Source organism: Citrobacter sp. Ca225 (assembly GCF_030337175.1).
GTDB lineage: Bacteria > Pseudomonadota > Gammaproteobacteria > Enterobacterales > Enterobacteriaceae > Citrobacter_A > Citrobacter_A amalonaticus.
The window spans coordinates 119625-132365 of record NZ_JAOWCD010000068.1 but is presented as its reverse complement, the minus strand read 5'-3'; the positions used below and the strand labels follow the sequence as shown (position 1 = coordinate 132365).

The window sequence follows — 12741 nt, the reverse complement described above, 5'->3', positions numbered from 1 at the left end:
TTGACTCATGACAGATAAACGCAAAGATGGCTCGGGCAAATTGTTGTACTGCTCTTTTTGCGGCAAAAGCCAGCATGAAGTGCGTAAGCTCATCGCCGGTCCATCCGTGTATATCTGCGATGAATGTGTCGATCTGTGTAACGACATCATTCGCGAAGAGATTAAGGAAGTAGCACCGCATCGTGAACGCAGTGCGCTGCCGACGCCACACGAAATTCGTAACCATCTTGACGATTACGTCATCGGTCAGGAACAGGCCAAGAAAGTGCTGGCGGTCGCGGTATACAACCACTACAAACGTCTGCGCAACGGCGACACCAGTAATGGCGTCGAGTTGGGCAAAAGTAATATTCTGCTGATCGGTCCGACCGGCTCCGGTAAAACGCTGTTGGCGGAAACGCTGGCGCGCCTGCTGGATGTTCCGTTCACGATGGCGGATGCCACCACGCTGACCGAAGCGGGTTACGTGGGTGAGGACGTTGAGAACATCATCCAGAAACTGTTGCAGAAGTGCGACTACGATGTGCAGAAAGCGCAGCGTGGTATTGTCTATATCGATGAAATTGACAAGATTTCCCGTAAGTCTGACAACCCGTCGATCACCCGTGACGTTTCCGGTGAAGGCGTACAGCAGGCGCTGCTGAAACTGATCGAAGGGACGGTTGCTGCCGTTCCGCCGCAGGGTGGACGTAAACATCCGCAGCAGGAATTCTTGCAGGTGGATACCTCTAAGATCCTGTTCATCTGTGGCGGTGCGTTTGCCGGCCTGGATAAAGTGATCGCCAACCGCGTTGAAACCGGCTCCGGCATTGGTTTTGGTGCAACGGTGAAAGCGAAATCCGACAAGGCCAGCGAAGGCGAACTGCTCTCGCAGGTTGAGCCGGAAGATTTGATCAAGTTTGGTCTGATTCCTGAGTTTATTGGTCGTCTGCCGGTTGTGGCAACGCTGAGCGAACTGAGCGAAGAAGCGCTGATCCAGATCCTGAAAGAGCCGAAAAACGCGCTGACCAAGCAGTATCAGGCGCTGTTCAATCTGGAAGGCGTTGACCTGGAGTTCCGCGACGAAGCGCTGGATGCGATTGCCCGCAAAGCCATGGCGCGTAAAACCGGTGCCCGTGGTCTGCGTTCCATCGTAGAAGCCGCGCTGCTGGATACCATGTATGATCTGCCTTCGATGAAAGACGTCGAAAAAGTGGTGATTGATGAGTCGGTGATCGGCGGTCAGAGCAAGCCATTACTGATTTACGGCAAGCCGGAAGCCCAGCAGGCATCTGGTGAATAATTAGCCAATCCATACAATCAGTTAATCAAAAAGGGGGGATTTTATCTCCCCTTTACTTTTTCCGTAATCATGGCGTTGAATGTGTGGGAAACATCCCCATATACTGACATACATGTTAAAGGTGGCATGAAGCACAGCTATGCCATCTGATTACCTGGCGGACACTAAACTAAGAGAGAGCTCTATGAATCCTGAGCGTTCTGAACGCATTGAAATCCCCGTATTGCCGTTGCGCGATGTGGTGGTTTATCCGCACATGGTCATACCCTTGTTTGTAGGGCGGGAAAAATCTATCCGTTGTCTGGAAGCGGCTATGGACCATGATAAAAAAATCATGCTGGTCGCCCAGAAGGAAGCATCAACGGATGAGCCGGGTGTAAACGATCTTTTCACCGTCGGGACCGTGGCCTCTATTTTGCAGATGCTGAAACTGCCTGACGGCACCGTCAAAGTGCTGGTCGAAGGGTTACAGCGTGCGCGTATTTCTGCGCTGTCTGATAACGGCGAGCACTTCTCTGCGAAAGCGGAATACCTTGATTCGCCTGCTATTGACGAGCGCGAACAGGAAGTGCTGGTACGCACGGCGATCAGCCAGTTCGAAGGCTACATCAAGCTGAACAAGAAAATCCCACCAGAAGTACTGACGTCGCTCAATAGCATTGACGATCCGGCGCGTCTGGCGGACACCATCGCTGCCCATATGCCGCTGAAGCTGGCGGATAAGCAGTCCGTACTGGAGATGTCAGACGTGAACGAGCGTCTGGAGTATCTGATGGCGATGATGGAGTCTGAAATCGATCTGCTGCAGGTTGAGAAGCGCATTCGCAACCGCGTGAAAAAGCAGATGGAGAAATCTCAGCGTGAGTACTATCTGAATGAGCAGATGAAGGCGATTCAGAAAGAACTCGGCGAAATGGACGATGCGCCGGACGAAAACGAAGCGCTGAAGCGGAAGATCGACGCGGCAAAAATGCCGAAAGAGGCGAAAGAGAAAGCCGAAGCTGAACTGCAGAAGCTGAAAATGATGTCGCCGATGTCAGCGGAAGCGACCGTCGTGCGTGGTTACATCGACTGGATGGTTCAGGTGCCGTGGAATGCGCGTAGCAAGGTTAAAAAAGACCTGCGTCAGGCGCAGGAAATCCTTGATACCGACCATTATGGTCTGGAGCGTGTGAAAGACCGCATCCTTGAGTATCTCGCGGTACAGAGCCGTGTGAACAAAATCAAGGGGCCGATCCTGTGCCTGGTAGGGCCGCCGGGGGTAGGTAAAACCTCTCTGGGTCAGTCCATCGCCAAAGCGACCGGGCGTAAATACATCCGTATGGCGCTGGGCGGCGTGCGTGATGAAGCGGAAATTCGTGGCCACCGTCGGACATACATCGGTTCAATGCCGGGTAAACTGATCCAGAAAATGGCGAAAGTGGGCGTGAAAAACCCGCTGTTCCTGCTCGATGAGATCGACAAAATGTCTTCCGACATGCGTGGCGATCCGGCATCTGCACTGCTTGAGGTGCTGGATCCCGAGCAGAACGTGGCCTTCAGCGATCACTACCTGGAAGTGGACTACGATCTCAGCGACGTGATGTTTGTCGCGACCTCCAACTCCATGAACATTCCAGCGCCGCTGCTGGATCGTATGGAAGTGATCCGTCTGTCCGGGTATACCGAAGACGAGAAGCTGAACATTGCCAAACAGCACCTGTTGCCGAAGCAGATTGAGCGTAACGCGCTGAAGAAAGGCGAGCTGACGGTCGACGACAGCGCCATTATCGGCATTATTCGTTACTACACTCGTGAGGCTGGCGTGCGTAGTCTGGAACGTGAAATTTCCAAACTGTGCCGGAAAGCGGTTAAGCAGTTGCTGCTGGATAAGTCACTGAAACACATTGTGATCAATGGCGATAACCTGCACGACTACCTGGGTGTACAGCGCTTTGACTATGGTCGCGCGGACAATGAAAACCGCGTAGGCCAGGTGACAGGTCTGGCGTGGACGGAAGTGGGCGGCGATCTGCTGACCATCGAAACCGCCTGCGTGCCGGGCAAAGGTAAGCTGACCTACACCGGCTCGCTGGGTGAAGTGATGCAGGAGTCCATTCAGGCTGCATTGACCGTGGTGCGTGCGCGTGCGGAAAAACTGGGTATTAATCCGGACTTTTACGAAAAACGCGACATTCACGTTCACGTTCCGGAAGGGGCGACGCCGAAAGACGGTCCGAGCGCCGGTATTGCGATGTGTACCGCACTGGTTTCCTGCCTGACCGGTAACCCGGTGCGTGCCGATGTGGCGATGACCGGTGAGATCACCCTGCGTGGTCAGGTGCTGCCGATCGGTGGGTTAAAAGAAAAACTTCTGGCTGCGCACCGTGGTGGTATTAAAACGGTCTTAATTCCGGATGAAAACAAACGCGACCTGGAAGAGATTCCGGACAATGTTATTGCCGATTTGGACATCCATCCGGTGAAACGCATTGAAGAGGTTCTGACGCTCGCATTGCAAAATGAACCCTCTGGAATGCAGGTTGTGACGGCAAAATAGTGACCTCGCGCAAAGAGCACTAATAAAAACAGGGCTGGCAGGCCATTTCGTACTTGCCAGCCTTTTTTTGTATAGCTAATTTAGATGACGGATTGGGCTTGCCATCATTATCGGGTGTTGTAAGGGCATGGCAGGCCTGATATAACTGCTGCGCGGTCGCACTTTGAAGGATTCTGGTGCGATATAAATTATAATGAGGAAGAGAAGAGTGAATAAATCTCAACTGATCGACAAAATTGCTGCAGGGGCTGATATCTCCAAAGCTGCGGCAGGGCGTGCGTTAGACGCAATTATTGCTTCTGTTACCGAATCTCTGAAAGAAGGGGATGACGTTGCGCTGGTAGGTTTTGGTACTTTTGCTGTTAAAGAGCGTGCTGCCCGTACTGGCCGCAACCCGCAAACAGGTAAAGAGATCGCCATTGCTGCCGCCAAAGTACCTGGTTTCCGTGCAGGTAAAGCACTGAAAGACGCAGTAAACTAAGCGTGATCCCCTTCCGGGGACAGGACTCAGTACAAGGGCGCATCAATTGATGTGCCTTTTTTGTTTTTGCAGCGATTTTCTACATGTTGTGGGCTGACAATCGCCCCTGTTTCTTGTCACAATAGGCCTTTATGCGCAGCGTTCAGGAAACGCTATGCTGCGTAACGCGTATATACACAAGGCATTCACGTTTCATCGGGGCAGTTAACGACGAGGCCGCGTGAAAGATGCCGTGTATAGTCACCTACAGCGGAGTGTGGTTACACCATGATGGACAGCTTACGCACGGCTGCTAACAGTCTCGTGCTCAAGATTATTTTCGGAATCATTATCGTGTCGTTCATTCTGACCGGCGTGAGTGGTTACCTGATTGGCGGAGGCAACAACTACGCCGCTAAAGTGAATGACCAGGAAATCAGCCGTGGGCAGTTTGAGAATGCGTTCAACAGCGAACGTAATCGCATGCAGCAACAGTTGGGCGATCAGTACTCTGAGCTTGCGGCAAACGAAGGTTACATGAAAACCCTGCGCCAGCAGACGCTTAATCGTCTGATTGATGAAGCGCTGCTTGATCAGTATGCCCGCGAACTCAAACTGGGCATCAGCGACGAGCAGGTGAAGCAGGCGATTTTCTCCACGCCGGCATTCCAGGTCGATGGCAAATTTGATAACAACCGTTATAACGCGATTGTTAATCAGATGGGGATGACCGCTGACCAGTATGCGCAAGCCTTGCGTAACCAACTGACTACACAGCAGCTTATCAGCGGCGTCGCGGGCACCGATTTTATGCTCAAGGGTGAGACTGATGAGCTGGCGGCGCTGGTTGCACAGCAGCGTGTCGTCCGTGAAGCCACGATTGACGTCAATGCTCTTGCAGCGAAGCAGTCGGTGACGGATCAGGAAGTGGCCAGCTACTACGAGCAGCACAAAAACAGCTTCATGACTCCGGAACAGTTCCGCGTCAGCTACATCAAGCTGGACGCCGCCTCGATGCAAAAGCCGGTTAGCGATGAAGATATCCAGTCTTATTACGATCAGCATCAGGATCAGTTCACCCAGGCACAGCGTAGCCGTTACAGCATCATCCAGACTAAAACGGAAGATGAAGCGAAAGCGGTACTCGACGCGCTGAACAAAGGTGGTGACTTTGCTGCGCTGGCGAAAGAGAAATCGGCCGACATCATCTCTGCCCGCAACGGCGGCGATATGGGTTGGCTGGAAGACGCCACCACGCCGGAAGAGCTGAAAAATGCCGGGCTGAAAGAGAAGGGCCAGCTTTCTGGCGTGATTAAATCCTCTGTTGGCTTTCTGGTTGTGCGTCTGGACGACATTCAGCCGGCGGTTGTGAAGCCGCTGAACGAAGTCCGTGATGACATCGCAGCGAAAGTGAAACAGGAAAAAGCGCTGGATGCTTACTTTGCTTTACAGCAGAAAGTGAGCGATGCGGCGAACAATGATACAGAATCTCTGGCGGGTGCCGAACAGGCAGCTGGCGCGAAAGCGGTACAGACGGGCTGGTTCAGTCACGAGAACCTGCCGGAAGAGCTGAATTTCAAACCGGTATCAGACGCCATTTTTGATGGTGCTCTGGTGGGTGAAAACGGCGCGCCGGGCAGAAACTCCGATATCATCACCGTCGATGGCGATCGCGCGTTTGTTCTGCGTATCAGCGATCACAAGGCAGAGGCCGTGAAGCCGCTGTCTGAGGTGAAAGATCAGGTTACGGCGCTGGTTAAGCACAACAAGGCAGAGCAGCAGGCTAAACTGGATGCGGAAAAACTGCTGGTTGAGCTGAAGGCGGGTAAAGGCGCAGAAGCGATGAAAGCCGCTGGTCTGAGCTTTGGAGAGTCTAAAACGCTGAGCCGTACGGGCCAGGATCCGGTTAGCCAGGCGGCGTTTGGTCTGAGCCTGCCGGCGAAAGATAAGCCGAGCTATGGCATTGCCAACGATATGCAGGGCAATGTGGTTTTGCTGGCTCTGGACGACGTGAAAGCGGGCTCCATGCCGGAAGATCAGAAGAAAGCGATGGTTCAGGGGATCACCCAGAACAATGCGCAGATTGTCTTTGAGGCATTGATGAGTAACCTGCGTAAATCGGCGAAAATCAAAATCGGCAATGCGATGGATCAACAGCCGTAATCGTCGAGACGTCTCGCAAATCATTGCACAACTGTTGTAACACCTGAAGGCCGCTTTCGCGGCCTTTTCCATTTCTGACATTTGCCATTTGTTCGTTGGTTTTAACCTCGTTATCGTGATTCCACTGTTCACTAACAAGGAGAAAACAGTATGAAACATGGAATCAAAGCGTTACTTATCACCCTTTCCTTCGCCTGCGCGGGTATGACGCAAAGCGCGCTGGCGGCGTCATCGACAGCGGCAGCGAAAAGCCCAGCGGTGGAGACCAGCGCACAAGCACCGGTTGCAGGGCAAAACAAATCCGCGGTTCCGGCGAAAGCCAGCACCGAAGAGGGTACCAGGGTCAGCATCAATACCGCATCGGCAGAAGAGCTGGCGCGCGCGATGAACGGTGTTGGCCTGAAGAAAGCACAGGCGATCGTCAGCTATCGTGATGAGTACGGTCCGTTTAAAACGGTGGAAGATCTCAAACAAGTACCGGGGATGGGCAACGCGTTAGTGGAGCGCAATCTGTCTGCTTTAACACTTTAATCACTTGCGCACTGGCAAATATTTGCCAGACTGAGAGAGGTCATACCAGTTATGGCCTCTCTACTCCTGTCTCTCTATAACAAAAACGTAAGGTCTCTGCGCTATGCAAACACAGATTAAGGTTCGTGGTTATCATCTTGATGTCTACCAGCACGTGAATAATGCCCGCTATCTTGAGTTTCTGGAGGAAGCCCGCTGGGATGGCCTGGAGAGCAGCGATAGCTTTCAATGGATGACTGCCCACAATATCGCTTTCGTGGTGGTCAACATCAATATTAACTATCGCCGTCCGGCGGTTCTGAGTGATCTGCTAACCGTCACCAGTCAGGTGCAACAGCTAAACGGGAAAAGCGGTATTCTAAGCCAGGTGATTACGCTGGAACCGGAAGGACAGGTGGTGGCTGATGCGCTTATTACGTTCGTCTGTATTGATCTGAAATCGCAAAAAGCGCTGCCGCTGGAAGGGGAGTTACGCGAAAAGCTGGAGCAGATGGTGAAGTAGGGGTGGATGATCCAACTGTTGGCCGGATAAGGTGCCAGGCACCGCCATCCGGCGAAACCCGCAATTATTTCAAGCCGGTCTTCTGCTTCATTGCCGCCATTATGACCGGTTTATCTGCCAGGTAATGATTCAGGCCATTTGCGCGTAGATTACAGGCCGCGCAGTGGCCGCAACCGTCTCCCTTGATGCCGTTATAGCAGGTCAGCGTTTCTTCACGTACCAGATCCAGCTTGCCCCAATAATCTGCCAGCGCCCAGGTTTCGGCTTTATCAATCCACATCAGTGGCGTTTCAAAGCGGATATCTTTCGCCATCCCCAGTTTAATGGCGTGATTCAGCGCCTCGACAAAATCATTGCGGCAGTCAGGGTAACCAGAGAAATCGGTCTCGCAGACGCCGGTAATCACCGCTTCTGCTTTTACCTGATAAGCATAAATCGCCGCCAGGGTCAGAAACAGAATATTACGTCCAGGGACAAAGGTATTCGGGATCCCATCAGCATCCGGTTCATAATCCGGAACCGGGATGTTGTCACGGGTCAGGCTGCTGACTGCCAGTTCACTCAGCAGCGTCACGTCCAGTACTTTGTGTGCACGTGCACCCAGTTTCAGGGCCAGATCACGTGCAACATCAATCTCCGCGCGATGGCGCTGACCATAATCAAAGGTCACGCAATGCACTTCATCATACTGATGCAGTGCCTGCACCAGACAGGTGGTGGAGTCCTGGCCTCCACTGAATACTACGACGGCACGTTTCATGGTTAATCCTGATAAGTTACTGTACACAAAGCCATTCAAATTGCATCGAGACGAAAAGTCTGAGAATCTCCTGGAGTTTACATAAGTAAATGACAGGGGTGAACAGACGTAGCCGACAAAGAGGCAGTTTGAAGAATGACGTGTATAAAGCCGCTATGGTAGCGCCAGAGTTGCCTGGCGACCAGCTTCTTCACGACGCGGGTGGTGGTAGCCAGGCTTCGGTGAACTCAAACCAGCCGCGCGGATTCAACCGCACCCCGTTCACACCAGGTGGTGCGCTGATGCGATAGTGATAGTTAAACAGCGGCGTCAGCGTCGCGTCATCCATCAGGCTGGCGAAAACTTGCCGCAGCGCGGCATAGCGATGATCCTCTTCCGGTCTGATTTGCAGCGCATCCAGCGTGGCCTGAAGATGTGAGAATGTTGGTGCATCAAGCACGTGCGGCCAAAGTGAATCACAGCGTAGCCACTGTTCGAGTGTATATTCGGGCGCTTCGCCAATCAGGCGGTCTCCCATCAGCAGATCCGCTTCGGCAAGCCGTTGGCAGCCGTCCCAGGTTTTCGCGTTATGAAAAATCAGCGTCAGTTCGCAGCCGAGGGCGGCCAGCGTGTGGCGCAGGTGTTCTGCCATAGTATGCAGTTCCACCGGCAGGTGATAAACCAGCGTCATTTTTTTCGGTAGTTCAACCGATTCCAGCCCCTCCCACTGCGGAATGGCCCAGCCAGGCAACAATTCGTTGCAGGGCGTAATCAGGTTTTCTCTCACATCCAGCGTTTGCAGCAGTGAAGAACGATGAATAAGGCTGACCAGCCGACGAGCCTGCAGTGGCGTCAGGTGGGCGCTTTTTTTCAGCGCGAGATAGCAAAAGCCGAGACTGATGCCGGTACTTACCGGGCTCACCGTGGCGAGCTCTTCAGGTTTGCCAATGGTTATCTGCACCGGATGGCGACAACTGGTGCCGAGATCTTGCTCAAAAAGCTGAGGGGTGATCCAGTATTCAATGGCTTTGAGCAGTGGATGTACGAGATGGTAATGGTCATGGCTTTCCAGACGTACCAGTTCGGGCGTAAACAGCGTCAGACGAAAAGGTCCCGTTCCGATGACGGGGTGTTCCGGATGTGCCAGCAGGCTGCCGTAGCTTGCCAGCCGGTGCGCCAGCCAGAAATCCGGGCGGTGCAGGATAAACGTCAGGCACTGCGGATGCGTCACCTCAATGTGCTTTACGCTGATAAACAGCCGGTTCAGTGCCGGGAGTTTGCGCAACATCAGCAGTCGCTGATGAAGCTGTGTGGTTTCTACCGCGTCACCGTTGTGCCAGAACAGCGTCGAGCGGATATAGAAGTCCCAGCGCAACCCGTCGGCGGAAATATCCCAGTGGTGGGCTAAATCCCCGCAGGGCCGCTGCGTCTGGCTGTCAAAACGGGTCAGTCCGGAGAAAATCTGCCCTGCGAGATGTTGCTCGGCGCGACCGGGAAGAAAACCAGAATGCAGCGGTTCAAGCTGACGGTAATAGGGAATACGCAGCGTGGGCGTGTCGTTTTGCCATTGACCCCCCATAAAGGGCTGCAGCATGGCCCGCAGTTCACCGGGTGCCAGTTGCGCCAGCTCCAGTACGCTAAGCTGTTGGCCCTTCTCCAGCGCCTGTTCCATCATCGCCGTGCGCAATGATTCCGGGGCCACCAGAAAACGCAGTTGCCCGCGCTTACCGCGTCCGGACTGCGCCTCCCAGACCAGCCAACCCGATTCCTGCGCCTGGCGCAACAACGTGCGGACGTGCCGCTCACTACAGAAGCAGCGTTCAGCCAGTTCCCCGACGGTCACGTGCTGCGGTTCGCCGTTAGAAGGCTGCCAGAGTCGCTGGTACTGATTAAGCCGATTGAGAAGTCGCATATAAACCCGGAACAATTTCTTTTATCTATTCACTATTACTTCCGTATATCTCAGGTAATACTGAATCACAAGTTAATCCGTCACCGAGTGGAGAAAGAGATGGCACGCCTGGCTGCATTTGATATGGATGGCACCCTGTTGATGCCAAATCACCTTTTGGGTGATGAAACGCTCTCGACTCTGGCGCGTCTGCGCGAACGTGACATTACCCTGACGTTTGCCACCGGACGCCATGTACTGGAAATGCGCCATATTCTCGGCACTTTTTCTCTCGATGCTTTTCTGATCACCGGTAACGGGACACGCATTCACTCGCTGGAAGGCGAGGTGCTGCACCGTCAGGATCTGGATCCGGCTGTTGCTGAGATCGTCCTGCATCAGCACTGGGACACACAGGCGAGTATGCATGTCTTCAACGATAACGGCTGGTTTACCGGACAAGAGATCCCAGAGATGCTGCACGCCCACGTCTATAGCGGTTTTCGCTATCAGATTGTGGATGTCGCGCGTATTCCGGCAGATCGGGTGACTAAAGTTTGCTTCTGTGGCGATCATGACGATTTGACGAGGCTGAAAATTCAGCTTGAAGAGGTACTGGGCGCACGAGCCCATCTTTGTTACTCGGCGATCGATTGCCTGGAAGTACTGCCGGTAGGCTGTAACAAAGGTTCTGCACTGGAGGTCCTGAGCGGACATCTGGGGCTGTCGCTGGCGGAATGTATGGCGTTTGGTGACGCGATGAACGATCGCGAAATGCTTGGCAGCGTCGGCCGTGGCCTGATCATGGGCAATGCCATGCCGCAGCTTATTGCCGAACTTCCCCATTTACCGGTGATTGGTCATTGTCGCAACCAGGCGGTATCACACTTTTTGACACATTGGCTGGACTATCCAAATCTTCCTTATTCCCCCGAATGAGAGACCCTACCAGCACCGGGCGTTCAGCCCGGTTTTTTTTGATTTAATGCGTATTCAGCAACCGCGCCAGCTCTGCTTTCGCCGCGCTAAGATCGCCAATATGGGCGCTCACCCATTCAGCATGGTAGTAGGTGTCCAGATAGCGTTCGCCGCTGTCGCACAGTAGCGTCACCAGCGAACCGGTTTCTCCGGCTTCGCGCATGCGGGCGGCCAGTTGCAACATTCCCCACATATTGGTGCCCGTAGAGGCGCCGACTTTGCGGCCCAGTTGCGTTTCCAGCCAGTGCGCGGTCGCCACGCTGGGGGCATCCGGTACGCGCAGCATCTCATCGACCACGTCGGCAATGAATGACGGTTCGACGCGCGGGCGTCCAATTCCTTCAATTTTGCTGCCGACAGGGCTGCGCAGCGTAGCATCACGCGACTGCCAGAAAGGCAGGAAGACGGAGTTTTCCGGGTCCACCACCATCAATTTTGTATCGTAACCCTGGCAGCGGATGTAGCGGCCAATGGTCGCGGAGGTCCCGCCGGTTCCGGCGCTCATCACAATGTGTTTCGGTACGGGATGCGGTTCACACTGCATCTGGCGGAAGATGCTGTCGGCGATATTGTTGTTACCGCGCCAGTCGGTGGCGCGTTCGGCATAGGTGAACTGATCCATATAATGGCCGTTCAACTCATGCGCCAGTTGTTCTGACGCCGCATAAATCTCGCAGGCGCTGTCCACGAAATGACAGCGACCACCGTAAAATTCAATCTGTTCGATTTTCCGTTTGGCCGTGCAGGCGGGCATGACGGCGATAAACGGCAGCCCCAGCAGGCGCGCGAAATAGGCTTCGGAGACTGCCGTTGAACCGGAAGAGGATTCGATAATCGTCGTGCCTTCCTTAATCCAGCCATTGCACAACCCATAGAGGAACAGCGAACGCGCCAGCCGGTGCTTCAGGCTACCGGTCGGGTGGGTGCTTTCATCTTTCAGATAGAGCTGGATATCCGGAAATACCGGTAATGGCAGGCGGATAAGATGAGTATCCGCCGAGCGCTGATAATCTGCGTTAATCTCATTGATGGCATTTTTAACCCAGGTGCTGTTCATCATTAATATCCATTTGTCATTTTGTGCCAAGAGTAGCGAAAAGCACGGAAAAAATTGTTGCCATTTAGCCTTTAAAATAGAATGTAAGGAGAAAATTCTTCTCTGAGGTGCCGGTATGTTAGATAAAATTGACCGTAAGCTGCTTGCATTGTTGCAACAGGACTGCACCCTCTCTTTGCAGGCGCTGGCGGATGCCGTTAATCTGACCACCACACCCTGCTGGAAACGCCTCAAACGACTGGAAGATGAGGGAATTCTGGTCGGTAAAGTCGCACTGCTGGATCCGGAAAAACTGGGGCTGGGATTAACTGCCTTTGTGCTCATTAAAACCCAGCATCACAGCAGTGACTGGTATTGCCGCTTCGTGACGGTGGTCAGTGAGATGCCGGAGGTGTTGGGCTTCTGGCGCATGGCCGGGGAGTACGATTACCTGATGCGGGTTCAGGTGGCTGACATGAAGCGCTATGATGACTTCTATAAACGTCTGGTCAATAGCGTTCCCGGTCTGTCGGACGTCACGTCGAGCTTTGCCATGGAACAGATTAAATACACCACTGCGCTGCCAATCGAATAACTCTCCCGGCACGATTTGCCGGAAA

11 protein-coding genes are annotated in these 12741 nt (G+C 53.6%); 8 read left to right on the top strand and 3 right to left on the bottom strand.

Annotated features, from left to right (window positions below; genetic code table 11):
- Positions 1 to 7 precede the first annotated feature (7 nt).
- The 6 genes from clpX to fadM all read left to right on the top strand — a co-directional run bounded on the left by clpX (position 8) and on the right by fadM (position 7477).
- Complete coding sequence (gene clpX, locus OGW13_RS10565) at positions 8 to 1282, top strand: ATP-dependent protease ATP-binding subunit ClpX (protein WP_287116061.1); 1275 nt, start codon at positions 8 to 10, stop codon at positions 1280 to 1282.
- 184 nt (positions 1283 to 1466) lie between these two features.
- On the top strand, positions 1467 to 3821 hold the full coding sequence (gene lon / locus OGW13_RS10560) for an endopeptidase La (protein WP_042285905.1): 2355 nt from the start codon (positions 1467 to 1469) through the stop codon (positions 3819 to 3821).
- Positions 3822 to 4014: 193 nt separating this feature from the next.
- The gene (gene hupB, locus OGW13_RS10555; RefSeq protein ID WP_152754439.1) at positions 4015 to 4302 is read left to right on the top strand and encodes a nucleoid-associated protein HU-beta; all 288 of its coding nucleotides are present in this window, start codon (positions 4015 to 4017) and stop codon (positions 4300 to 4302) included.
- A gap of 267 nt (positions 4303 to 4569) precedes the next feature.
- The gene (gene ppiD, locus OGW13_RS10550; protein ID WP_287116060.1) at positions 4570 to 6444 is read left to right on the top strand and encodes a peptidylprolyl isomerase; all 1875 of its coding nucleotides are present in this window, start codon (positions 4570 to 4572) and stop codon (positions 6442 to 6444) included.
- A gap of 150 nt (positions 6445 to 6594) precedes the next feature.
- Positions 6595 to 6975 carry a helix-hairpin-helix domain-containing protein gene (locus OGW13_RS10545; protein WP_043001577.1) on the top strand — a complete coding sequence of 127 codons (381 nt, stop codon included), beginning with the start codon at positions 6595 to 6597 and terminating at the stop codon, positions 6973 to 6975.
- Positions 6976 to 7078: 103 nt separating this feature from the next.
- Positions 7079 to 7477, top strand: coding sequence for a long-chain acyl-CoA thioesterase FadM (gene fadM / locus OGW13_RS10540; RefSeq protein WP_043001576.1), 399 nt, complete (start codon positions 7079 to 7081; stop codon positions 7475 to 7477).
- A 64-nt stretch (positions 7478 to 7541) separates the two neighbouring features.
- Here fadM and queC read toward each other — a convergent pair whose 3' ends face one another.
- The gene (gene queC / locus OGW13_RS10535) at positions 7542 to 8237 is read right to left on the bottom strand and encodes a 7-cyano-7-deazaguanine synthase QueC (protein ID WP_043001575.1); all 696 of its coding nucleotides are present in this window, start codon (positions 8235 to 8237) and stop codon (positions 7542 to 7544) included.
- Positions 8238 to 8427: 190 nt separating this feature from the next.
- A complete protein-coding gene (locus tag OGW13_RS10530) occupies positions 8428 to 10128 on the bottom strand; it encodes an SgrR family transcriptional regulator (RefSeq protein ID WP_044327292.1) in 1701 nt (566 codons plus the stop codon).
- Positions 10129 to 10227: 99 nt separating this feature from the next.
- Between OGW13_RS10530 and cof the strand changes: the two genes are divergently transcribed.
- A complete protein-coding gene (gene cof, locus OGW13_RS10525) occupies positions 10228 to 11046 on the top strand; it encodes an HMP-PP phosphatase (protein WP_043001573.1) in 819 nt (272 codons plus the stop codon).
- Between the two features lie 43 nt (positions 11047 to 11089).
- On the opposite strand, the gene OGW13_RS10520 is transcribed toward cof, so the two are convergent.
- Positions 11090 to 12145, bottom strand: a complete 1056-nt coding sequence (locus OGW13_RS10520; RefSeq protein WP_287116059.1) for a PLP-dependent cysteine synthase family protein — start codon at positions 12143 to 12145, stop codon at positions 11090 to 11092.
- Positions 12146 to 12257: 112 nt separating this feature from the next.
- Here OGW13_RS10520 and decR point away from each other — a divergent pair, with 112 nt between their 5' ends.
- Positions 12258 to 12716, top strand: a complete 459-nt coding sequence (gene decR, locus OGW13_RS10515; RefSeq protein ID WP_043001571.1) for a DNA-binding transcriptional regulator DecR — start codon at positions 12258 to 12260, stop codon at positions 12714 to 12716.
- Positions 12717 to 12741: the final 25 nt, after the last annotated feature.

Excerpts from the sequence above, each read along its gene's own strand:
- clpX (WP_287116061.1), top strand. The coding sequence starts at position 8 with ATGACAGATAAACGCAAAGATGGCTCGGGCAAATTGTTGTACTGCTCT.
- lon (WP_042285905.1), top strand. The coding sequence starts at position 1,467 with ATGAATCCTGAGCGTTCTGAACGCATTGAAATCCCCGTATTGCCGTTG.
- hupB (WP_152754439.1), top strand. The coding sequence starts at position 4,015 with ATGAGGAAGAGAAGAGTGAATAAATCTCAACTGATCGACAAAATTGCT.
- ppiD (WP_287116060.1), top strand. The coding sequence starts at position 4,570 with ATGATGGACAGCTTACGCACGGCTGCTAACAGTCTCGTGCTCAAGATT.
- OGW13_RS10545 (WP_043001577.1), top strand. The coding sequence starts at position 6,595 with ATGAAACATGGAATCAAAGCGTTACTTATCACCCTTTCCTTCGCCTGC.
- fadM (WP_043001576.1), top strand. The coding sequence starts at position 7,079 with ATGCAAACACAGATTAAGGTTCGTGGTTATCATCTTGATGTCTACCAG.
- queC (WP_043001575.1), bottom strand. The coding sequence starts at position 8,237 with ATGAAACGTGCCGTCGTAGTATTCAGTGGAGGCCAGGACTCCACCACC.
- OGW13_RS10530 (WP_044327292.1), bottom strand. The coding sequence starts at position 10,128 with ATGCGACTTCTCAATCGGCTTAATCAGTACCAGCGACTCTGGCAGCCT.
- cof (WP_043001573.1), top strand. The coding sequence starts at position 10,228 with ATGGCACGCCTGGCTGCATTTGATATGGATGGCACCCTGTTGATGCCA.
- OGW13_RS10520 (WP_287116059.1), bottom strand. The coding sequence starts at position 12,145 with ATGATGAACAGCACCTGGGTTAAAAATGCCATCAATGAGATTAACGCA.
- decR (WP_043001571.1), top strand. The coding sequence starts at position 12,258 with ATGTTAGATAAAATTGACCGTAAGCTGCTTGCATTGTTGCAACAGGAC.